General features: G+C 64.2%; 20 protein-coding genes. 7 read left to right on the top strand and 13 right to left on the bottom strand.

The features are described 5' to 3' along the window. Nucleotides 1-402 precede the first annotated feature (402 nt). From Q8J98_RS13935 to Q8J98_RS13945, 3 genes are all read right to left on the bottom strand, one after another. A complete protein-coding gene (locus tag Q8J98_RS13935) occupies nucleotides 403-1,167 on the bottom strand; it encodes a phosphatidylcholine/phosphatidylserine synthase (protein ID WP_305294906.1) in 765 nt (254 codons plus the stop codon). 10 nt (nucleotides 1,168-1,177) lie between these two features. Then, nucleotides 1,178-1,876, bottom strand: a complete 699-nt coding sequence (locus tag Q8J98_RS13940) for a phosphatidylserine decarboxylase (protein WP_305294907.1) — start codon at nucleotides 1,874-1,876, stop codon at nucleotides 1,178-1,180. 169 nt (nucleotides 1,877-2,045) lie between these two features. After that, on the bottom strand, nucleotides 2,046-2,873 hold the full coding sequence (locus Q8J98_RS13945) for a hypothetical protein (RefSeq protein ID WP_305294908.1): 828 nt from the start codon (nucleotides 2,871-2,873) through the stop codon (nucleotides 2,046-2,048). A gap of 145 nt (nucleotides 2,874-3,018) precedes the next feature. Here Q8J98_RS13945 and Q8J98_RS13950 point away from each other — a divergent pair, with 145 nt between their 5' ends. Next, nucleotides 3,019-3,996 carry an NAD-dependent epimerase/dehydratase family protein gene (locus Q8J98_RS13950; RefSeq protein ID WP_305294909.1) on the top strand — a complete coding sequence of 326 codons (978 nt, stop codon included), beginning with the start codon at nucleotides 3,019-3,021 and terminating at the stop codon, nucleotides 3,994-3,996. A 27-nt stretch (nucleotides 3,997-4,023) separates the two neighbouring features. Here Q8J98_RS13950 and Q8J98_RS13955 read toward each other — a convergent pair whose 3' ends face one another. After that, nucleotides 4,024-4,620, bottom strand: coding sequence for a methyltransferase domain-containing protein (locus Q8J98_RS13955; RefSeq protein WP_305294910.1), 597 nt, complete (start codon nucleotides 4,618-4,620; stop codon nucleotides 4,024-4,026). Continuing rightward, nucleotides 4,617-5,288 carry a class I SAM-dependent methyltransferase gene (locus Q8J98_RS13960; RefSeq protein WP_305294911.1) on the bottom strand — a complete coding sequence of 224 codons (672 nt, stop codon included), beginning with the start codon at nucleotides 5,286-5,288 and terminating at the stop codon, nucleotides 4,617-4,619. Before Q8J98_RS13960 ends, Q8J98_RS13955 begins: the two co-directional genes overlap by 4 nt. Nucleotides 5,289-5,653: 365 nt before the next feature. Here Q8J98_RS13960 and Q8J98_RS13965 point away from each other — a divergent pair, with 365 nt between their 5' ends. From Q8J98_RS13965 to Q8J98_RS13990, 6 genes are read left to right on the top strand one after another with little or no spacing between them, the layout of a single operon-like run. Continuing rightward, the gene (locus tag Q8J98_RS13965) at nucleotides 5,654-7,246 is read left to right on the top strand and encodes an ABC transporter substrate-binding protein (protein WP_305294912.1); all 1,593 of its coding nucleotides are present in this window, start codon (nucleotides 5,654-5,656) and stop codon (nucleotides 7,244-7,246) included. Then, nucleotides 7,243-8,304, top strand: coding sequence for an ABC transporter permease (locus tag Q8J98_RS13970; RefSeq protein ID WP_370868020.1), 1,062 nt, complete (start codon nucleotides 7,243-7,245; stop codon nucleotides 8,302-8,304). The genes Q8J98_RS13965 and Q8J98_RS13970 overlap by 4 nt, the downstream gene beginning before the upstream one ends. Beyond that, nucleotides 8,301-9,203, top strand: a complete 903-nt coding sequence (locus Q8J98_RS13975) for an ABC transporter permease (RefSeq protein WP_305294913.1) — start codon at nucleotides 8,301-8,303, stop codon at nucleotides 9,201-9,203. Before Q8J98_RS13970 ends, Q8J98_RS13975 begins: the two co-directional genes overlap by 4 nt. Further along, on the top strand, nucleotides 9,200-10,027 hold the full coding sequence (locus Q8J98_RS13980; RefSeq protein WP_305294914.1) for an ABC transporter ATP-binding protein: 828 nt from the start codon (nucleotides 9,200-9,202) through the stop codon (nucleotides 10,025-10,027). The genes Q8J98_RS13975 and Q8J98_RS13980 overlap by 4 nt, the downstream gene beginning before the upstream one ends. Beyond that, complete coding sequence (locus Q8J98_RS13985) at nucleotides 10,027-10,776, top strand: ABC transporter ATP-binding protein (protein WP_305294915.1); 750 nt, start codon at nucleotides 10,027-10,029, stop codon at nucleotides 10,774-10,776. The genes Q8J98_RS13980 and Q8J98_RS13985 overlap by 1 nt, the downstream gene beginning before the upstream one ends. An 8-nt stretch (nucleotides 10,777-10,784) precedes the next feature. Next, nucleotides 10,785-11,855: a dipeptidase gene (locus Q8J98_RS13990; protein ID WP_370868096.1), complete on the top strand. Its 1,071-nt coding sequence runs from the start codon at nucleotides 10,785-10,787 to the stop codon at nucleotides 11,853-11,855. 8 nt (nucleotides 11,856-11,863) lie between these two features. Here the strand turns inward: Q8J98_RS13990 and Q8J98_RS13995 are convergent, their stop codons facing one another. The 8 genes from Q8J98_RS13995 to Q8J98_RS14030 all read right to left on the bottom strand — a co-directional run bounded on the left by Q8J98_RS13995 (nucleotide 11,864) and on the right by Q8J98_RS14030 (nucleotide 20,624). After that, nucleotides 11,864-14,542, bottom strand: coding sequence for an ATP-binding protein (locus tag Q8J98_RS13995; protein WP_305294916.1), 2,679 nt, complete (start codon nucleotides 14,540-14,542; stop codon nucleotides 11,864-11,866). 3 nt (nucleotides 14,543-14,545) lie between these two features. Beyond that, nucleotides 14,546-14,854, bottom strand: a complete 309-nt coding sequence (locus tag Q8J98_RS14000; RefSeq protein WP_370868021.1) for a hypothetical protein — start codon at nucleotides 14,852-14,854, stop codon at nucleotides 14,546-14,548. Then, entirely contained in the window at nucleotides 14,851-15,228 is a 378-nt protein-coding gene (locus Q8J98_RS14005) for a response regulator transcription factor (RefSeq protein ID WP_305294917.1), read from the bottom strand. Before Q8J98_RS14005 ends, Q8J98_RS14000 begins: the two co-directional genes overlap by 4 nt. An 89-nt stretch (nucleotides 15,229-15,317) precedes the next feature. Next, nucleotides 15,318-16,619 carry an XRE family transcriptional regulator gene (locus tag Q8J98_RS14010; RefSeq protein WP_305294918.1) on the bottom strand — a complete coding sequence of 434 codons (1,302 nt, stop codon included), beginning with the start codon at nucleotides 16,617-16,619 and terminating at the stop codon, nucleotides 15,318-15,320. Between the two features lie 413 nt (nucleotides 16,620-17,032). Continuing rightward, nucleotides 17,033-18,016, bottom strand: coding sequence for an ABC transporter substrate-binding protein (locus tag Q8J98_RS14015; RefSeq protein WP_305185721.1), 984 nt, complete (start codon nucleotides 18,014-18,016; stop codon nucleotides 17,033-17,035). A 50-nt stretch (nucleotides 18,017-18,066) separates the two neighbouring features. After that, a complete protein-coding gene (locus Q8J98_RS14020; protein WP_305185722.1) occupies nucleotides 18,067-18,915 on the bottom strand; it encodes an ABC transporter permease in 849 nt (282 codons plus the stop codon). Continuing rightward, nucleotides 18,912-19,808, bottom strand: a complete 897-nt coding sequence (locus Q8J98_RS14025) for an ABC transporter permease (protein ID WP_305185723.1) — start codon at nucleotides 19,806-19,808, stop codon at nucleotides 18,912-18,914. Before Q8J98_RS14025 ends, Q8J98_RS14020 begins: the two co-directional genes overlap by 4 nt. Nucleotides 19,809-19,832: 24 nt before the next feature. Beyond that, complete coding sequence (locus Q8J98_RS14030) at nucleotides 19,833-20,624, bottom strand: ABC transporter ATP-binding protein (protein WP_305294919.1); 792 nt, start codon at nucleotides 20,622-20,624, stop codon at nucleotides 19,833-19,835.

Raw genomic sequence — 20,624 nt, forward strand, 5'->3', positions numbered from 1 at the left:
ACATCATCGAGCTCGCGCCCTAGTAGGCCGATATGCAAACGTCCAGTCATCGATACGACCCAAACCGCCCACATATCTCTTCAGTAAAATCTAGTTGTCAAAGAGCATGAAGACAAAACACACAGCCAGCGCAGTATTGCAGCGCTACCCGCCATTTCGCCTCTGGTAGTCTGCCGTGGTCCCGTCTGGCACCAGCAGCACACCGCCACAACCTGCGCTGCGTCGGTGAAGGGCTTTCTACGGAGACTGGCGGCGCTGCGCAAGAGGCAATATGCGCGCGCCAGCCGATTTGTGGCACAGCTTTGTAACCATTGTGTATTTCAGCAAGCGCAATGGTCCGTTCCAGCGCTGCGCCGCGCGCGGGCGCGAGAATCGGCCAGCCGCTGCCTCGCTTGCGGCCGATCAGCCGAGGTCGCGGCCCCTGCGGCGGACCACGGTTTGCAGAATCATCGCGGCATAGACGAGGTCGATCACCACCATGGTCAGCCAGAATCGGGTAAAGAGCATGCCCACCAGAATCGCCGTGCCGACCAGCACCAGCCCGACCCTGCCCTGCTCGACACGCAGGCTTTTCGGCGAGAAGGTCGGAATCCGGCTGATCATCAGCGCCCCCACCAGCCCCAGCCAGAGTGCCGGGATGACCGGCTGCGCAGTGGCATCGAGAATGCCGGCGCGATCGGCAAACAGCGGCAGCAGCGCGAGTATCGCACCCGCCGGCGAAGGCACACCGGTAAAGAACGGCTTGCCGCCGGTCGGCGGTGCCGCGCGGGCGACATTGAAGCGCGCCAGCCGCAGGCAGGCACAGCTGACATAGACCAGCGCCAGCACCCAGCCGAAGCCTGCCCCCAGCCCTTCGCCCTTGGTGCCAAGGGTGAATTCGTAGATCAGCAACCCCGGAACCACGCCGAAGTTGAGAAAATCGGCGAGGCTGTCAAGCTCGGCACCGAAATTCGAGGTTGCCCGCAGCCGCCGCGCGATCAGCCCGTCAAGCCCGTCAATCGCCGCCGCGAGCAAGATCAGAACTGCCGCCGCCTCAAACCGCCCGGCAAAGGCAAAGCGCAGCGCGGTGAGGCCAAGGCACATGCCCGCCATGGTGACGAGGTTCGGCAACAACAGCAGAAACGGCATCGGCTCGGCCCTGCTGCGGCGGTCCTCCGGGTCGCGCATCTCTGCCCCCCTATCGCTGCGCGCCAAGGCGCGGGTTTGCGTTTCCGGCAAGATCTGCCAGCACCGTCTCGCCCGCGATCATGCTTTGGCCAATTGCCACCAGCGGTGCCACGCCTTCGGGCAGATAGACATCAAGCCGCGAACCGAAACGGATCAGGCCAAAGCGTTCGCCCGCGGCAAGCACCTGCCCCGGTGCCACGAAGCACAGGATCCGCCGCGCCACCAGGCCGGCGATCTGCACGACGCCAATGCGTCGGCCATCGGCCATTTCCACGGTTACGCCGTTGCGCTCGTTATCGACGCTGGCCTTGTCGAGCGAGGCGTTGAGGAACTTGCCCGGCGTATAGGCCACCACGGCAATCCGCCCGGCCACCGGCAGGCGGTTCACATGGCAATTGAACACGTTCATGAATATCGAGATTCGGGTCAGCGGCGCGCTGCCAAGCGCCAGCTCCCCGGGTGGAATGGCGGGTTCAAGCAGGCTGACCACGCCATCGGCGGGGCTGATCACCAGGCTCTCGCCCAGCGGCGTGATGCGGGGCGGATCGCGGAAGAAGTAATAGACCCAGACCGTAACCCCCAGCCCCAGCCAACCAAGCGGCGTCCAAAGCCACCAGAGCACCACCGCCGCCGCCGCCGAAATCGCCACAAACCGCCGCCCTTCGGGGTGCATCGGCTTGAGAAAGGTGGAAACCATGCTGACAGCCATTGGCCAAGTCCTTCAAGAAGTGCTGCCGATGCTTAACCGATCCGCTTCCGGGTGCAAAGGGTGATGGAAGGCTCACCCCGCCCGGCAGCGGCCTTGGAAAGGCGCGGCAGGCAAGACCCTCCGGCGTAGCAGGTGGCAGGGTGAGGTGTCAGCGGCAACGCGTCCGCGTTCACCAGACAATCACTTCTGGCGGGTTCGCCACCATCACCTCGACAGGAATGCCGCCAAGCTTGCCGGCAGCGTGCGAAAAGGTCGAGGCAAAACTGCCGAGCACCCGCTGCGTTGCCGCAAGCGCATAAAGATCGACCACTGCGCCTTCGATGCCTTCGCGTGCGTCGCGGGCAAGGCTTCGCGGTGCCGCGCGACGGATACGTCCGGGAAATGCCGCCTCAAGCCGCGCCATCTCGTCAGCGGCATCGGTGGCCACAAAAAACGTGGTGTCCAGGTCTTCCTCGACCAGTTGCCGCATCCGCGCCAGAAACAGTTCGGTCGGGCTATGTGCGATCGATGGCTTGTGATCGGAGCGGCGGATATGCACGCCGACGGTTGTTGAAAAGCCTTCGGTCAGCGCCGCGACGCGCGCGGCCAGGTGCGGCACCGGGCGGAACGGGTAAAAATTGCCCTCGCCGGGGTAGAAAAGGCTCCATGACCGGATCGCTATATGTTTTTGTCGCCCGAGACTGCGAAAGTTGAAGCCTGCGGCGATCATCGCTTCAACCTCGCGCGGCTGTAGCGCGCCCAGAATCGGCGGCCGCTGCGTCAGGCGCATCCAGTTTTCCGCAAGGCGTTTGCCGGTGCTGCGGTGCAGCCGATCAGAGCTGAAAATCTGCGCAACCTCGGGCGGAACCTCGATCACGTCTTCCAGCCGGCACCCGAACTCGGGGCCAAACCGCCAGAACACCCGCAGCGGCCGGCCCAGATCGGCGCTGAGCCGGATCGCGCTGTGCAGCGCATAAAGGCGGTTGCAGAGCCCGCCCCCTGGCATGATTGTCAACATCGCATGTCCGGTCCGCGCCGATCGCGGTTACGCCAGAGCTATCGCTGCGCCGCGCCCTGCACAACCGCACCTTGACCGATGCCGTTTGAACTTCGGGCCTCGCCCGTGCAGGATGTCCCTGGGGCAACCCGGGCGGAGAACATCCATGAAAACGGCTTTGGTCTGCGGCGCTGGCGGCTTCATCGGCGGGCATCTGGTCAAGCGGCTGAAGCGCGAGGGCTTCTGGGTGCGCGGCGTCGATCTGAAGCTGCACGAGCACGCCCCGAGCCAGGCAGACGATTTCGTGCTGGGCGATCTGCGCGACCAGATCCTGGTGCGCGCGGTGATCGACCGCAACTTCGACGAGGTTTATCAACTGGCTGCCGACATGGGCGGGGCGGGCTATGTGTTCACCGGCGCGCATGACGCGGATATTCTGCACAACTCGGCGATGATAAACCTCAATGTGCTCGATACCTGCCGGGCCCGCGGGGTCGGGCGGATATTCTATTCCTCCTCCGCCTGCATCTACCCAGAGCACAATCAGCTTGACCCCGATAACCCCGATTGCACCGAGGCCAGCGCCTACCCCGCCAACCCCGATAGCGATTATGGCTGGGAAAAGCTGTTTTCCGAACGCCTCTACCTCGCCTACCGGCGCAACCACGGTGTCGAATGCCGGATCGCCCGTTTTCACAACATCTTCGGCCCGGAAGGCAGTTGGGAGGGCGGCAAGGAAAAGGCCCCGGCCGCACTTTGCCGCAAGGTAGCCCTTTGCCCCGATGGAGGCGAGATCGAGGTTTGGGGCGATGGTTTGCAGACCCGGTCATTCCTTTACATTGACGCCTGCATCGAGGCGATGGTGCGCCTGATGCGGTCGGATTTCGTCGGCCCGGTCAACATCGGCTCGGAAGAGATGATCACCATCAACGATCTGGCACGCATGGCGGTGGCCATTTCGGGCAAGTCGCTCGCTATCCGCAATACCCCCGGCCCGGTCGGGGTGCGCGGGCGCAATTCCGACAACCGGCTGATCCGCGCGAAGCTTGGCTGGGAGCCGAAAGCGCCGCTGCGCGAAGGTATGGAACGGCTTTATCGCTGGATCGCCGCAGAAATCGCGCGCCGCCACAATCAGGTTGGATAGCCGCTGCCGCTGACGCTGACGCTGACGCTAGAGGGCGCGAAAAACCGCCATCTGGCTTGCGCCCCCAAGCTCTGGGTGGCCGCCGCCGAGATCGCGGCGGCTGACACTGTAACCGCTCCGCTCCGCCACACCCTGCGCCCAGCGCCCGAACCTTTCGCGCGACCATTCGAAACGGTGATCGGGGCGGCGGAAGCGGTGTGCCGGCACCCCCAGCAGCGGGTTGAATTCGGCATTTGGCGTGGTCACCACAACCAGCCGTGGGCGCATACCGCCAAAGACTGCCCGTTCAAGCATCGACAGGCTCTCGGGCTCCAGATGTTCGATCGTCTCGATCAGCACCGCGCAATCAAAGCCCCCGAAGCGCCGCTCGTACCGGGTCATCGAGGCGAGATGCAGCTCGATGCTGCAAGCCGTGGGGGCTTCGGATTTCAGCCTCTCGCGCAACCGCGCAAGCGCTTCCGGGCTGAGGTCGATTCCGACCAACCGCGTGATCTGCGGCTCTCTGGCAAGGCGAATGAAAAGATCGCCGTCGCCGCAACCAAGGTCAAGCACGCTGCTGGCACCCGATCCGACGACAACCGCCTGTGCCGCCGCCAGCCGCTCTTCGTGCAGCCAGCTTGTCATTCCCGCGCCCCCTGCCCCAGCGGTCTTTGCATCAGCACCACGTCTTTGACCGGCACCTCGCAAGCCCACCCCCAGCGATGGGCAAGCAGGCGAAATGTAGCTTCGCGGTAAAACACCACATGGGTCGGGTCCTTGCGGTAGTGCCAGGCCGCAAAGCGGAAGTCGTCAGTTTGAAAGCAGGTCATCAGCGCCAGCCGGCCGCCGGGCCGGACCAGCGCCCGCAGCCGCGCGAATTCCGCCGCCGGGTGGTGAAAATGCTCGGCCACCTCGGTGCAGGTGACAAAATCATAGGTCGCGGCCAAAGCTGCCGGGTCGGGCGCAAAGAACGGGTCATAAAGCGCCACCGCATGCCCCGCCTCGCGCAGCATCGCCGCCAGCGCAGGCCCCGGTCCGCATCCATAGTCAAGCCCGCTTGAGCGGTGCCCGAGGCGCGCCAGCAGCGGATCGGCCAGTTTCGACAGAAACCGGCGATAGCGCGCATCCGACGGGTCGTTTTCATGGTGCAGATAGTGCGCCAGTTCCGCCTCGCGCGATGGCAGCGCGGCAGGGTCGAGAAAGCGCGCCGCGCAAACCGGGCACCGCCAATAGGCGCGCCCTTCCACGGCCAGCAAAGGCTCTGCCGCCTTTGCTTCACAGACCGGACAGGGCTGCGGCAATTCAACCGTCATCGTGTCACGCAACAAGGGGGGGGTAACATGCTCCGCATCGCCTGACCGGTTCCCTGCCACTTTCGCCTGACCCTCGCAAAGTTCCGCCTTATCCGCGCTTCCCCGACAAAATTCAATGCTTGGGCGGGGCGCGCTTTGTTTGTGCCACCCGACGGTTGGCAAGGTGCCCGAAACTGGCACCTGCCGCACGAAAACACGGCTGACGAAAAGGCATGTCGGCTGCCTGCCGGACACCGCCTCGCGGATCGGTGCTGGCGTCTTGACAATTCCGGGTCTGACAGCGCTAACCTGTGGCATGGACAGCTCCGACCGCGCCCCGCGCGGTCGGGATTCAGAATGAACGTCCAACAACACGGGAGTTATCCATGAAACATCTTCCAAAACTGGTCGGTGCCGCGCTCATTGCGTCGCTGGGCCTGTTCGCGCCCGCGGCCCGCGCCGCGACGCCGCCCGATACGCTGATTCAAGCCTGGGCGATTGACGACATCATCAGCCTCGACCCTGCCGAAGTGTTCGAGTTCACCGCTTCCGAAATTCTCGGCAACTCCTATCAGGGGCTGATCGGCTATGACGTGAAGGACGTGTCGAACATTTTCGGCGTGGTCGCCGAGAAATGGGACATCTCGGCCGACGGCAAGACCTATACCTTCACCATCCGCGACGGTCTGAAATTCGCCTCGGGCAACCCGATCACCGCGTCTGATGCGGTGTTCTCGCTGCGCCGCGCGGTCAAGCTCGACAAATCGCCCGCCTTCATCCTCACCCAGTTCGGCTTCACCGCCGACAACGTTGATGCGATGATTCGCCAAACCGGGCCGATGACCTTCGAATACGAAATCGACAAGGCCTATGCGCCGACGCTGGTTCTTTACTGCCTGACCGCCACCGTGGGTTTCATCGTTGACGAAAAACTGGCGATGGAACATGCAGTTGATGGCGACTTTGGCTACAACTGGCTGAAAACCGGCTATGCCGGGTCGGGGGCCTTCACCATCCGCGAATGGCGCGCCAACGAAGTCGTGGTGCTCGAGCGCAACGACAATTACTCGGGCCCGACCCCGGCGATGGCCCGCACGATCTACCGGCACATACCGGAGGCGGCAACGCAGCGGCTGCTGCTGGAACAGGGCGACATCGACATTGCCCGCAACGTTTCAGCCGACAGCATCGACGTTCTGGCCGCGAACCCCGGTCTAGCGGTTGATTCGGGTGTCAAAGGCTCGATCTACTACCTCGGGCTGAACCAGAAAAACCCGATCCTCGCCATTCCGGAAGTCCGACAGGCGATGAAATACCTGATCGACTACGCCACCATCGCCGACACCATCATGAAAGGCCGCGTCACCGTGCATCAGGCTTTCCTGCCGCGCGGCTTCCTCGGCGCTCTGGAAGACACGCCGTTTGCGCTCAATGTCGTCAAGGCCAAGGAACTTCTGGCGGCGGCGGGCTATCCGAACGGCTTTACCGTCACGATGGATACCCGCAACACCGATGAAATCACCTCCATCGGCACCGCTATCCAGCAAACCATGGCACTTGCCGGGATCACCGTTGAAATCATCCCAGGCGACGGCCAGCAGACGCTGACCAAATACCGCGCGCGCAACCATGATATCTATATCGGTCGTTGGGGCCCCGACTATCAGGACCCGCACACCAACGCCGACACCTTCGCGCGCAACCCCAACAACGCCGACGACGCGACCTCCAAACCGCTCGCCTGGCGCAACGCCTGGAACATTCCGGAAATGACCGCAAGAACCGACGCGGCAGTGCTGGAAGCCGATGCCGGCAAACGCGCCCAGATGTATCTGGACCTGCAGGCCGAACATCAGCAGACTTCGCCCTTCATCATCATGTTCCAGGAAATCGAGGTCATGGCGCGACGCGCCAATGTGCAAGGCTATGTGGTCGGGCCGTCGTTCAACGACAACTCGTTCCGGGCCGTGACCAAATAATGGTCGACACGACTTCAGGGGAAGGGCACCGCGGTGCCCTTCCCGCACTCGCCTGGAAGCTGGTCAAGATCTTCGCCAGCGTGGCGCTGACCTTTCTTGGGCTTTTGCTCGTCACCTTCCTTATCGGGCGCGTGGTGCCGGTGGACCCGGTGCTTGCGGTCATCGGCGACCGCGCCTCGCAATCGGTATATGACCGGGTTTTCATCGAGCTCGGGCTCGACAAGCCGCTATACGAACAATTCTGGATCTACCTGCAAAAGATCCTCTCGGGCGACCTCGGCACCAGTTTCCTTACCAAGAAGCCGATCATTGATGATATCGCCCGGGTATTCCCGGCGACGCTGGAACTGGCCACGGTCGCCATTCTCATCGGTACCTCCTTCGGCATCCCGCTTGGCGTGCTCGCCGCGGTGCGGCAGGGTCGGCTCAGCGATCAGATCGTGCGCGTGGTCGGGCTGATCGGCTATTCCGCGCCGATCTTCTGGCTCGGCCTGCTGGGCCTGCTGGTGTTCTACGCCCGCCTGCACTGGGTGGCTGGGCCGGGGCGGATCGACATCGGTTTTGAGTATTCCATCACCTCGCGCTCCGGCCTGATGCTGCTCGACAGCGCCATGCAGGGCCAGTGGGGTGCCTTCCGCAACGCCTTCTCGCATATCATCCTGCCCGCCTCGCTTCTGGGCTATTACTCGCTCGCCTATATCAGCCGGATGACCCGCAGCTTCATGCTGGCAGAGCTTGCGCAGGAATATGTCATCACCGCCCGGGTGAAGGGCGTGGCCGAATGGCGCATCATCTGGGTGCATGCCCTGCGCAACGCCGCGGTGCCGCTGGTGACCGTGGTGGCGCTTTCCTATGCCGGACTGCTGGAAGGATCGGTGCTGACCGAAACCGTCTTCGCCTGGCCAGGCCTCGGGCAGTATCTGACCAACAGCCTGCAAAATGCCGACATGAACGCGGTGCTGGGCGGCACGCTGGTGATCGGCGCTATCTTCGTCGGGCTGAACCTGCTTTCAGACCTGCTTTATACACTGCTTGATCCGAGGGTGCGCCGCAGATGAGCACGCGCGAATGGCTTTTGACCGAACAGCCCGCCTCGCGCCGTCAGGCGCGGCTTGGGCAAAGCTACCGCACCTGGCTTGCCTTCCGGCGCAACCGGCTGGCGATGATCGGGCTTGGCATCGTGCTGGCGCTGGTGGCGGTGGCGCTGCTGGCACCGTTCATATCTCCCTATAACCCGATCGTCGGCGGCGATCTGCGCACCGAGCGGCTGCTTTCGCCCTCGTGGCAGCACCTGTTGGGCACCGACGACCAGGCCCGCGACATTCTTAGCCGCATCCTCCACGGCTCGCGGATCACGCTTCTGGTAGTGGCGCTGGTGGCGGTCATCGCCACGCCGATCGGGCTTCTGGTCGGCACCACGGCGGGCTACTACGGCGGCTGGGTCGATACGGTGCTGATGCGGCTAACCGACATCTTCCTTGCCTTCCCCCGCCTGATCCTGGCGCTGGCCTTTGTGGCCGCACTCGGCCCGGGCATCGAGAACGCGATCATCGCCATCGCCATCACCTCCTGGCCACCCTATGCGCGGCTTGCGCGCGCCGAGACCCTGACCATCCGCAACGCCGACCACATCGACGCGATCCGCCTGCAAGGCGCGCATTCCGCGCGCATCATCTGGGGGCATGTGGTGCCCTTGTGCCTTTCCTCGGTGATCGTGCGGGTCACGCTCGACATGGCAGGGATCATTCTCACCGCCGCCGGGCTCGGCTTCCTCGGCCTTGGCGCGCAACCGCCGCAGCCCGAATGGGGCGCAATGATCGCTGGCGGTCGGCGCTTCATTCTCGACCATTGGTGGGTCGCCACGATGCCGGGGCTTGCCATCTTCGTGGTCTCGCTCGGCTTCAACTTCCTTGGCGACGGCCTTCGCGATGTCCTTGACCCGAAGGCGCAGAAATGACCCTGCTCAACGTCGAAAACCTCTCCGTCACCTTCCCCTCGCGGCACGGCCCGCAGCGCGTGGTGCGCGATGTGAGCTTCCGGCTCGGGCGCGAACGGCTTGGCATCGTCGGCGAAAGCGGCTCGGGCAAAAGCCAGACCGGGCGCGCCATTCTCGGGCTGACGCCCACCAGCGGAACCGCCACCGCCGACCGGCTGGAATTTGACGGCATCGATTTGCGAAACGCCAGCCACGCGCAATGGCGCAAATTGCGCGGTGCCCGCATGTCAATGGTGATGCAGGACCCCAAATTCAGCCTGAACCCGGTGATGACCATTGACCGGCAACTGGTTGAAGCGGCGCGGCGCATTACCCCAAACCGCGCCGAGGCCCGCGACAAATCACTGGCGATGCTGGAAGCGGTGCAGATCCGCGATCCCGCCCGCGTCATGGCCGCCTATCCGCACGAACTTTCGGGCGGCATGGGCCAGCGCGCGATGATCGCCATGATGCTGATCACCGAGCCCGACCTGTTGATTGCCGATGAACCGACCTCGGCGCTTGATGTGACCGTGCAGATCGAGGTGCTGCGCATTCTCGACGACCTGGTGACCTCGCGCGGCATGGGGCTGATCTTCATCAGCCACGATCTGCGGCTGGTATCGAGCTTCTGCGACAGGGTGCTGGTGATGTATGCGGGCCGGGTGGTCGAGGAACTGCGTGCCGCCGAGCTTTCTCAGGCCAAGCACCCCTATACGCGCGGGTTGATGGGGTGCCTGCCGCGCATCGACGGCGGCACCCGCCCGCTGCCAACCTTGCAACGAGACGAGGCCTGGGCGCGCTGATGCCACTCATCGACATAACAGACCTGCATGTGCGCTTCGGCCCGGTTCACGCGGTGCGCGGGGTCTCGCTTTCGGTTACCGAAGGCGAGGCATTCGGCATCGTCGGTGAAAGCGGCTCGGGCAAATCAACGGTGTTGCGCGCGATCTGCGGCCTTGCCCCCACCTCGGCGGGCAGCATCCGCATTGACGGGCAAACCCTCACCGCCCCACGCCGACCGGCTTTCTACCGCCGCGCCCAGATGGTGTTTCAAGACCCCTATGCCTCGCTGCACCCGCGCCACACGGTTGACAAGGTGCTGTCGGAACCGCTTGCCATTCACGGCTTTTCCGACCGCGAGGCGCGGGTGGAACGTGCGCTCAATGATGTCGGTCTCGGCCACGGCTTCCGCTTCCGCTTTCCGCACCAGCTTTCCGGCGGCCAGCGCCAGCGGGTTGCCGTGGCGCGGGCGCTGATCCTCGAACCCGAGATCCTGCTGCTCGACGAGCCGACTTCGGCGCTCGATGCCTCGATTCAGGCCGAGGTGCTGAACCTGCTCGACCGCCTGCGCAGCGAACGCGGCCTGACCTACATTCTGGTCAGCCACGACCTTGCCGTGGTCTCGCACATGTGTGAGAGGCTGATGGTGATGCAGCACGGACAGGCGGTGGAAGAACTTGCCCGCGCCGATCTGCAGGCGCACCGCGCGAGCCAAGACTATACCCGCAACCTGCTCGCGGCCTCTGAAGGTTTCAGCCGCGCCGCGCCCTGAGGATTTCCATGCCCTACCCCGTATTCGATGGCCACAACGACTTTCTGCTGCGCCTGCTGCGCGCGCCCGACAAGCGCGCCGAGGTCTGGCTTAGCGGCGACGGCGATGGCCACCTTGATCTGCCACGGATGCGCAAGGCAGGCTTTGCGGGTGGTTTTTTCGCCATTTATGTCCCCTCGCCCGAAGCCCATGATTCACCCGATTTCGAGGCGCTGATGGACGCACCGCCCTACGATCTGCCGCTGCCCGAACTGATCGGGCACGAGGCAGCACAACCGGTGGCGCTGGCGATGGCCGGGCATCTGATGTGGATGGAGCGCGCCGCCAAGGGTGCTTTCAAGATCTGCCGCTCGGCGGCAGAGGTGCGCGCCTGCCTGGCGCAGGGCACGATTGCCGCGATCATGCACATGGAGGGGGCCGAGGCGATCGACCCGGCGCTCGACGCGCTGCACAGCTTCCACGCCATCGGGTTGCGCAGCATCGGCCCGGTCTGGTCGCGCCCGACAATCTTTGGCCACGGCGTGCCCTTCCGCTTTCCGGGGATGCCCGATACCGGCCCCGGCCTGACCGAGGCAGGCAAGCGGCTGGTGCGCGAATGCAACGCGCTCGGCATCATGCTCGATCTGTCGCACCTCAACGAATCGGGCTTCAACGACGTCGCGGCGCTTTCGACCGCGCCGCTGGTGGCAACCCATTCCAACGCCCATGCGGTAACCCCGAGCACGCGCAACCTCACCGACCGGCAACTGGCGATGATCGCCGAAAGCGACGGCATGGTGGGCCTGAACTTCGCTACCGTGTTCCTGCGCCCCGACGGGCGCAAGTCGAACCAGATGACACTGGAACCGCTGCTGCGCCACCTTGACCATCTGATTTCGAAGCTTGGCGAAAATCGCGTCGGTTTCGGCTCCGATTTCGACGGTGCCACCACGCCGCGCGACATCGGCGGCGTCGAGGGGCTGCTGCCGCTGCAAGCCGCACTTGAAGCGCATGGCATCAACGGCCCGCTGATGCGCAAACTCTGCCATGAAAACTGGCTTGCAGCACTTGACCGCAGCCTTGTCGCGCGCCCCGGCTAAGGGCGCGCTCAGCCGGACCGCTTCAGCGGCAGCCGCACCCTGAAGGCGGCCCCGCCCTGGCCGGGGATATAGTCGATGCTGCCGCCCAGATTGGCCATGATCTCGCGGCAGATCGCCAGCCCAAGCCCGGCACCGCCTGCGTGGCTGGTATCGGTCAGGCGGGCGAATTTCTCGAAGATCAGCGCTTGCGAGGTTTTCGGAATCCCGGCCCCGTTGTCGATGAAATCGACCTCCACAAAGCCACCGCGCTTTTTCACCTCGATGCGCAGCACCGCGCGCTCGGCGTCGCAGTACTTGCGCGCATTCGACACCAGATTGATGAACACCTGCAACAGCCTGTCAGTGTCGGTGAACACCGGCATATGCTCGGCGCTGGCGTCGCGCTGCACCACGAAAACCCGCTCTGGCCGGGTGTTCGAGGCAGAGGTGACTGCCTTGGTGATGATGTCATGCAGGTTGGCAACGCCGATTGTCAGCTGCACCTTGCGGTTTTCCAGCACCGAGAGGTCGAGCAGGTCATCTAGCAGCCGGGTCAGCCGCCGGGTCTCGTCATGAATGATGCCCGCGTATTTGCTGCGCATCTCGTCGGGCAGATCGGTTTCCATCAATATCTCGGAAAATGCCCGGATCGAGGTCATCGGGGTGCGCAATTCGTGGCTGATCTGGCTCAGAAACGCATCTTTCTGCACGCTCAGCCCGGTCAGCTTGTCGTTCGCCTCGCGCAGCGCCCGCGCGGTTCGCGCCAGTTCTTCCGACTTGGCCTCAAGCTGCGCCGAGTATTCCTTGATCTGCTGGGCTTCGCCTGCAACCGCAATCAGGTCCTGCACCGAAACCGTAGCACCGCCAGATAGCTGCGAAATCATCGCATGCGCGGTGGCCGCACCCACCGATCCGGCAAGCTGACGCTCCAGCCGAGCGATGAAATCGGGCGTCGGGTCGGGCAGATAGCCAAGCTTGCCCTGCGCCGCTGCCTGCGCCTGAAAAAACCTTTGCGCCTCTTCAGGCCCCAGAATCCGCTGCGACATCGACAAGAGGTCTTCCGCCTCTGCGGCCGAACGCGCCCAGCCACCCGGCCCGCTTGTCTGATCAAAGATGTTGACGAAGGCGACCCCTTGCAGCCGCTCCATCGGGCCGGGAAAACTTGCCAGCGACCCGATCAGAAACGCCGCCGTGTTGAGCAGCATCGACCACAAAAGCGCATGCAACAGCGGGTCAAGCCCGGTAATGCCGAACAGCGCATGCGGGCGCAGCCAGTAAATGCCGAACAGCCCATCGGCCATCACCCGCGCTGAAATCAGCCCGCCTTCGCCAAACGAGGGCAGGAACAAACAATAAAGCCAGATCGAGAAGCCGGTAATCAGCCCCAGCGCCGCCCCGATATGGGTGGCCCCGCGCCAGTAGATGCCGCCGACCATGGCAGGCAGCACCTGCGCGACCCCGACAAAGGAAATCAGCCCGATCGCCGCCAGCGCCGCCGACCCGCCCGACAGGTGATAATAGGTGTAGCCAAGCGCCAGCACCGCCCCGATCGAAAGCCGCCGCGACATCAGCACAAGGCCGCGCACATCGCCCGGTGCGCGCGCGCTGCCAACCCGAAGCGCCAGCCAGAGCGGCGTTACGATATGGTTGGAAACCATGGTCGAAAGCGCAATGGCAGCGACGATCACCATCGAGGTCGCCGAGGAAAAGCCGCCCAGAAACGCCAGCAGCGCCAGCTTTCCCGCCCCTTGCGACAAGGGGATGGTCAGCACGAAAAGGTCGGGGTTCGACCCCAGCGGCATGATCCCCAGCCCCACCACCGCAATCGGCACCACGAAAAGGCTCATCAGCATGAGGTAAAGCGGAAACGCCCAGCTTGCGGTGGCCACATGCCGCTCGTCGGCGTTTTCCACCACCATCACCTGAAACATCCGCGGCAGGGTCAGAATCGCGGCGGCGGAAACAAAGGTCAGCCCCGCCCAGCGCCCCGGCTTCAGCGGCCAGTCGGCAATCGGCGAGGCCCCGATCCGCGCCAGAATATCGGCCACCCCGCCGGCGACGCCCCAGACCACGAATATGCCCACTGCCAGCAGCGCAATCAGCTTCACCACGGCCTCAACCGCAATCGCCATGACAATACCGTGGTGGCGTTCGTTGGCATCGAGGTTGCGGGTGCCGAACAGAATGGTGAAAAGCGCAAGCCCGGCGGCAACCCATAGCGCGGTGGCACCTTGGTCGGGCAGCGCCCAACCCTCGGGCGTGTCCGAGGCGAAAACCCCGAACGACAGCGTGACCGACTGCAATTGCAGCGCAATATAGGGCGTTGCGGCCAACACCGCCATCACCGTCACGACTACACCAAGAAAGTTCGATTTGCCGTAGCGGCTTGAAATCAGGTCAGCAATCGAGGTGACCCGCTGTGCCCGCCCGATCCGCACCAGTTTGCGCAAAATCCACCACCAGCCGACAAAAACCAGCGTCGGGCCAAGGTAGATGGTCAGGAACTCCAGCCCCGAACGCGCCGCATAGCCGACCGCGCCATAAAACGTCCAGGCGGTGCAATAGATTGACAGCGACAGCGTATAGACCAGCGGCGTGCGCAGCCAGACCGCGCTGCCGCCCCGTGCCCGCCGTTCGGCCACAAATGCGACGCCGAACAGCAACCCGACATAGAGCAAGGATACCGCGACAAGGACATTGAAGGGCATCGCTCAGCCTGCCTCGCCGCTGTTTTCGCCCGGCTCGCCCGCCTCGGGGCTGACCGGTTCCTCGGGCACCAGCAAAGCCGGGGCCAGCCCGCGCGACAAGGCGAAAGCCGCTGCGATCAACAGCACCCAGACCGCAAAGAGATAGACGAGACCCTCTGCCGTGTCGGGTTCGGGCGTTTCGGCGGTGCGCCAGAGCAGCGGCAACATGATCAGCACCGCGCCAAAGCCGGGCAGAAGCCGCACCGCATCCATCATCCGCCGCCGCCGATAGGAACGCCGCGCCAAAAACAGCGGTTGCGTATGCGGCATCAGGCACCCCCCATGGTCAGGGCGCGCACCGCCGACAGAAGATCGGAATTGGCGAAAGGCTTGGCCAGAAAGGCATTGGCACCCGCCCGCTCGGCAGCCTCGCGGTCGCGGCTCTGGCCGCGCGCGGTAAGCATCAGCACCGGCAACGCCGCAAGCGCCGGTTCGGCGCGCAGATCGGCCAGAATATCAAGGCCGGAGCGATCGGGCAGCATCAGATCGAGCACCAGCACATCGGGTGGCTCGGCAGCCAGCACCGCCACCGCGTCCGCGCCGGTGGCAAGATGCGTTACCCGCGCGCCGACACGCGCCAATATGAATCTGATCGCCTCGGCGATATTTGGCTCGTCCTCGATCAAGACCACATGTTTGCCGTGCATCCCGGACCGTGCCTCCCCGCCCGACCGAATGGCCCGACTATCACGGCACCGGGCGCGAAAGTCAAAACCCGAAGCGCAGGCAAGACGCATCAGGCAACAATCGAGGGCTCGCGCCGCGCCGAACAGGCGATACGCGGGCAGATCCGGCAGGCGACACCCACCGGGCGCGCGGGCTGGCTCCGCTCGGCGGGGGCAGGCAACACCAGCATGGTTGCCTCAAGCACCAGTGGCCGGTCGAATTCGCCTGGCACCACCGGCTGGCAGATTGCGTAGGTCAGAAACCGTTGTGGCACCCGCCCGGCCATTTCGATTACGGCGCGAATTGGCTGCATCGGTCGGCTCAGCGCCTCGTAAAGCGGCCAGAGCGGGCAGCCCGCACCAAATCGCGGCACGGCAAATCCGGGCATCGGGCGGCGAAAGGTGAAACTGCCCGAGCCATCGCACACCACCAGCCCCACCGGCGAAGGCCCCGCGGCAACTGGCAGACTTGCCAGCCTGCGAAACACCTGCGGCAAGGGCACGCCAAAACGCGCGGCAAGGCGGGCCGGCTCTGCCCCGTCCTCCCCAAGCGCATGCAGGAATGGCTTGAGCGGCAGCGCCTGCGCATCGGCTTGAGCGCGCGCGATATGCCCGGCAGCCAGTTTGCGCGCCGCCGAACTGGCAAGCTCGGCCACCCCGGCAATCAACGCTGCGGGTTCGGGCGGGCGCGCTGTTTCCAGCGCCGCAAGATGAAACCCCAGGGCCGCCAGCCAGGCCTCGACTTCTTCTTGCGGCGATGACAGCCCCGATTCCGCCTCATCCAGCGTGTCGAGATACCCCACCAGCGCCTCGGCGGTATTCGATAATCGCAGGCTCTCCTCATGGATGGTGCGGTGAAAACGGCTGCGCCAGGCGGGGTCTATGGCATCGCTTTCCACCAGAATTGCTGCGGTCGAGCGCAGCGAGGTTATCGCCGAGAGCACCTCGTGCAGCGTGGTGGCCAGAAACGGGTCCTGCGCCATCCGGTCGGAAAACCCCTCGACCGTGCGTTCCAGCGCCGCCACCCGCGCCTGCCGGTCGGCAAGCAGCGCGGCCCAGCCCGGAAACCGGCCGACGAATTCCTCAATGCGTTCGGTTTCGGCCGCGGTTGCGGCGCGGCCCTGCGCGCTTGCCGCCTCGCGCAGCCAATCAAAAAGCGCCGCCTCTGCGCCTTCCGAAAGCGTTTCCAGATCAAGCCCCAGCGCCGCCGCGATCCGCACCAGCAGCGCCTCGCCGACACGGCGGCGGTTGTGTTCGATCAGGTTGAGATAGGCGGGCGATATGCCCGACGCCCGCGCCAGATCCGCCTGCCGCACCGCCAGCGCGGTGCGCCGCTCCCGAATCCGGGTGCCGGTCAGTGGTGTGCGGGCCAAGGCGGTCTCCTTCGCCCGCGAATTTACAGAATTATCAGCCGAGATCAAAGCACTTCACGACAGCACCATTACCGCAGCGCCGCCTGCCCCGGTCAGCCTTCGCCATTGCGCCCAAGCCGACCACACGCGCCGAAGCGCGTGCAGCCGCCTGCGGCACGGGGCCGTCAGATTTTCAGATCACGCCGCAGCCCGATACGCTGACCGCCAACGCGATCACCGTCGCCACACGCAGCACACGCCCAACCATGTGGGAACCAAACAGTTTCGTCATGCCTTCCCTCCCTTGTCGTGGTCCCGCTTGTCGGGGACAAGCGAAGTCTAGCACAGCTTTTTGTCTGGCGCACGAATTTGCACCAGAGTGCAAAAGGCGCGCGCCCTGCGGCGCGCGCCTGAGGCTTTCGTGGCACCAAAGCTTATTTCAGCGCCAGATCGGTAATCATGTGGGTCCAGGCCCCGACCGGCAGCGCGGTAATCACCGGGTCCGAGCCGCCCGCCATCAGCGTGGCCACGGTGCGGTCGAAATCGGCCGGATCAAGCGCCCCGTTCGAGCCCGCCGTCAGCCGCGCCACCTCGGCCATCATCCGTTTCTGGTGGGCTTCGGTCTGCGCGCCGGTCTCGTCATTGTCGAGCACGATCATCGCCGCCTCATCCGGGTTCGCCTCGGCGTATTTCCAGCCCAGCATCGAAGCCCGAACAAAACGCACCATCTTGTCGACGAAAGCCGGGTCGGCAAGGTTCGCCTCCATCACATAAAGCCCGTCCTCCAGCGTCGCCACGCCCTGATCTTCGTATTTGAAGGTCACCAGCTGATCGGGCGCGATACCCGCATCGATCACCTGCCAGTATTCGTTATAGGTCATGGTCGAAATGCAGTCCGCCTGCTTTTGCAGCAGAGGATCGACGTTGAAACCCTGCTTGAGCACGGTCACGCCATCGGCCCCGCCCGCAGTCGAAAGCCCGAGCGTGCTCATCCAGCTGAGGAACGGGTATTCGTTGCCAAAGAACCACACGCCAAGCGTATGCCCCTTGAAATCTGCCGGTGCCGTGATGCCGGTCTCGGCAAGGCAGGTCAGCATCATCCCCGAGGATTTGAAGGGCTGCGCGATGTTCACCAGCGGCAGGCCCTTTTCGCGCGCCGCAAGCGCCGGCGGCATCCAGTCGATCACCACATCGGCACCGCCACCGGCGATAACCTGGGTTGGCGCGATGTCGGGGCCACCTGCCATGATCGTGACATTCAGCCCCTCGGCCTCGTAGAAGCCCTTTTCAAGCGCCACATAATAACCCGCGAACTGCGCTTGCGTCACCCACTTCAATTGCAGCTTCACATCATCCGCCGCTTGCGCCGCACCGGCCATCACGGTCAGTGCCAGCGCGCTTGTCATCAGTCTATTCATTCTAGTCTCCCTGGTTGATGCGCCGGGGTTTGCCCCGGCCTTCGGTTATTTCACGCCCGCCCCCGTTGCGAGGGGTGCCAGAAGGTGACCCCCTTCTCTATCAATGCCACCAGCCCGTAGAAAGCCGAACCGGCAAGCGCCGCCACCGCAATCTCGGCCCAGACGAGCGGCAGATCAAGCTGCCCGACGGCGGTCGATATGCGAAACCCCATGCCGCGTGTCGGGCTGCCGAAAAACTCGGCAACGATAGCGCCGATCAGCGCCAAAGTGGTCGCAATTTTCAGCCCGTTGAAAAGAAACGGCATCGCCGCCGGAAACCGCATCTTGGCCAGCCCCTGCCAGTAGCTTGCCGACCAGGTCGCCATCTGGTCGCGCTGCAGCACATCGGTCGCCTTCAGCCCGGCGACCATGTTTACCAGCACCGGAAAGAACACCATCACCACCACCACGGCGGATTTCGATTGCCAGTCAAAGCCGAACCACATGACCAGAATTGGCGCGATCCCAACGATCGGCAAGGCCGCCACGAAATTGCCCACCGGCAACAACCCGCGTTGCAGAAACGGGCTGCGGTCGATCAGCACCGCCACTGCCACCGCAGCACCACAGCCGATGAGGTAGCCCGAAAGCGCGCCCTTGAGGATGGTCTGGCTGAAATCGACCCATAGCACCGGCAGGCTTTCGGCAATGCGCGAACCAATCATCGATGGTGGCGGCAGGATCACCGGGCTTACCCCAAGGCCGCGCACCATGCCCTCCCAGATCAAGAGCAGCGTGACCCCGAAGAGCGCCGGAATGAACAGCCGCACCGCGCGGTTGCGGCCATGGTTCTGCGCCAGCCAGCCGTTGACCAGCGTCGCCGCAAGCCAGAATGCCAATGCGCCCCAGGCCCAGATCATGCCCGCATCCCCATCCGCCCCAACACCACGCGCTCGACCGCCCCGACGATCATCACCAACCCCGCCGCCAATGTTGCCGCCGCCAGCAGTGCCGCCCAGATCTGGATCGTCTGCCCGTAATAGCTGCCCGAAAGCAGCCGCGCCCCAAGCCCGGCAGAAGCCCCCGCAGGCAGTTCACCAACAATCGTGCCGACCAGCGCCGCCGCAATGCCGACCTTCAGCGAGGCAAAAAGATAGGGCACCGACGAGGGCAGCCGCAGCCGCCAGAAGGTGCCGACCCGGCTTGCGTTATAGGTTTTCAACAGGTCAAGCTGCATCGCATCCGGCGCGCGAAAGCCCTTGACCATGCCCACAAGCACCGGAAAGAAGCTCAGGTAAGCCGCGATGATCGCCTTTGGAATCAACCCCTTGATGCCGATTGAGGCCAGCACCACAATAACCATTGGCGCAATTGCAAGTATCGGCACCGTCTGGCTGGCAATCGCCCAGGGCATCACGCTCAGGTCCATCGCCTTCGAATGCACGATGCCGACGGCAAGCAGAATGCCAAGCCCGGTGCCAAAGGCAAAACCGAGCATTGTGGCGCTCAACGTCACCCAGCCATGGTAGATCAGGCTGCGGTTCGAAAGCGTCCCGCTCTGCACGATACCGCGCCGGCCGTAGACCTCTTCCATCCAGGTGCTCTGCCACAACTCCGCCACCACCTGATGCGGCGCGGGCAGCTTCGGGCGGGTCTGGGAAAGCGTATCGCGCAGAATCTCGGAGAATCCCACCTCCACCCCTGCCCGCGCCGCCTGATCGCGCGTCCACTGCGCATTGAGCAGAACCGTCGCGCCATACCAAAGCACCACGAGCGCCATCAGCACGGTCAGAATCGGCAGCACGGATTTCATCGCCGCGGCCCCCGCTTGTTGCGCTCAGTCATAGGCATGCCCCGCGCGCAAGCCTTCGCGCACCCGATGCGCAATCGCCAGAAACTCGGGCGAATCGCGAATGTCGAGTGGGCGCACACGCGGCAGCGTGCTTTCGATCACATCGGTAATGCGCCCCGGTCGGGGCGACATCACCACGATCTTCGTCGAAAGATACACCGCCTCGGGGATCGAATGGGTGACAAAGCCGATGGTCTTGCCGGTTTCCGCCCAAAGCTTCAGCAACTCCTCATTGAGCCTGTCGCGCACGATCTCATCCAGCGCGCCAAAGGGTTCGTCCATCAACAGGATGTCGGCATCAAAGGCGAGCGCGCGGGCAATGCTGGCGCGCTGCTGCATGCCACCAGACAATTGCCATGGAAACTTCTTGCCGAAGCCGTCAAGGTCCACCAGCTTCAGCACCCGCGCCACCCGCTCGGCCCGCTCGGCGCGCGAAAACCCGATGATTTCCAGCGGCAGTTGCACGTTTCCGGCAATCGTGCGCCAGGGGTAAAGCCCCGCCGCCTGAAACACATAGCCATAGGCGCGCTTCCGCCGGGCCTCGTCCGGTGCCATGCCGTTCACCGTCAGGCTGCCCGCGGTCGGGTGTTCCAGCGCCGCGATGGCGCGCAGAAACGTGGTCTTGCCGCAGCCCGAAGGCCCGATGAAGCTGACAAATTCGCCCCGCCCGATCTTCAGGCTGATACCCTTGAGCGCCTCAACTGGCCCGTCATCGGTCTGGAACACCAGCCCGACGCCCTTCGCCTCGATCACCGTCTCTGCGCTCAGGTCTTTCAA

Origin of the sequence: Phaeovulum sp. (assembly GCF_030684035.1) — a bacterium.
Taxonomy (GTDB): Bacteria; Pseudomonadota; Alphaproteobacteria; order Rhodobacterales; family Rhodobacteraceae; genus UBA6213.

Coding starts and splice junctions, on each gene's coding strand:
- Q8J98_RS13985 (WP_305294915.1), top strand. CDS start 10,027: ATGCCACTCATCGACATAACAGACCTGCATGTGCGCTTCGGCCCGGTT.
- Q8J98_RS13995 (WP_305294916.1), bottom strand. CDS start 14,542: ATGCCCTTCAATGTCCTTGTCGCGGTATCCTTGCTCTATGTCGGGTTG.
- Q8J98_RS14025 (WP_305185723.1), bottom strand. CDS start 19,808: ATGAAATCCGTGCTGCCGATTCTGACCGTGCTGATGGCGCTCGTGGTG.
- Q8J98_RS13955 (WP_305294910.1), bottom strand. CDS start 4,620: ATGACAAGCTGGCTGCACGAAGAGCGGCTGGCGGCGGCACAGGCGGTT.
- Q8J98_RS13945 (WP_305294908.1), bottom strand. CDS start 2,873: ATGTTGACAATCATGCCAGGGGGCGGGCTCTGCAACCGCCTTTATGCG.
- Q8J98_RS14015 (WP_305185721.1), bottom strand. CDS start 18,016: ATGAATAGACTGATGACAAGCGCGCTGGCACTGACCGTGATGGCCGGT.
- Q8J98_RS14020 (WP_305185722.1), bottom strand. CDS start 18,915: ATGATCTGGGCCTGGGGCGCATTGGCATTCTGGCTTGCGGCGACGCTG.
- Q8J98_RS13990 (WP_370868096.1), top strand. CDS start 10,785: ATGCCCTACCCCGTATTCGATGGCCACAACGACTTTCTGCTGCGCCTG.
- Q8J98_RS14005 (WP_305294917.1), bottom strand. CDS start 15,228: ATGCACGGCAAACATGTGGTCTTGATCGAGGACGAGCCAAATATCGCC.
- Q8J98_RS13935 (WP_305294906.1), bottom strand. CDS start 1,167: ATGCGCGACCCGGAGGACCGCCGCAGCAGGGCCGAGCCGATGCCGTTT.
- Q8J98_RS13960 (WP_305294911.1), bottom strand. CDS start 5,288: ATGACGGTTGAATTGCCGCAGCCCTGTCCGGTCTGTGAAGCAAAGGCG.
- Q8J98_RS13965 (WP_305294912.1), top strand. CDS start 5,654: ATGAAACATCTTCCAAAACTGGTCGGTGCCGCGCTCATTGCGTCGCTG.
- Q8J98_RS13980 (WP_305294914.1), top strand. CDS start 9,200: ATGACCCTGCTCAACGTCGAAAACCTCTCCGTCACCTTCCCCTCGCGG.
- Q8J98_RS13950 (WP_305294909.1), top strand. CDS start 3,019: ATGAAAACGGCTTTGGTCTGCGGCGCTGGCGGCTTCATCGGCGGGCAT.
- Q8J98_RS13975 (WP_305294913.1), top strand. CDS start 8,301: ATGAGCACGCGCGAATGGCTTTTGACCGAACAGCCCGCCTCGCGCCGT.
- Q8J98_RS13940 (WP_305294907.1), bottom strand. CDS start 1,876: ATGGCTGTCAGCATGGTTTCCACCTTTCTCAAGCCGATGCACCCCGAA.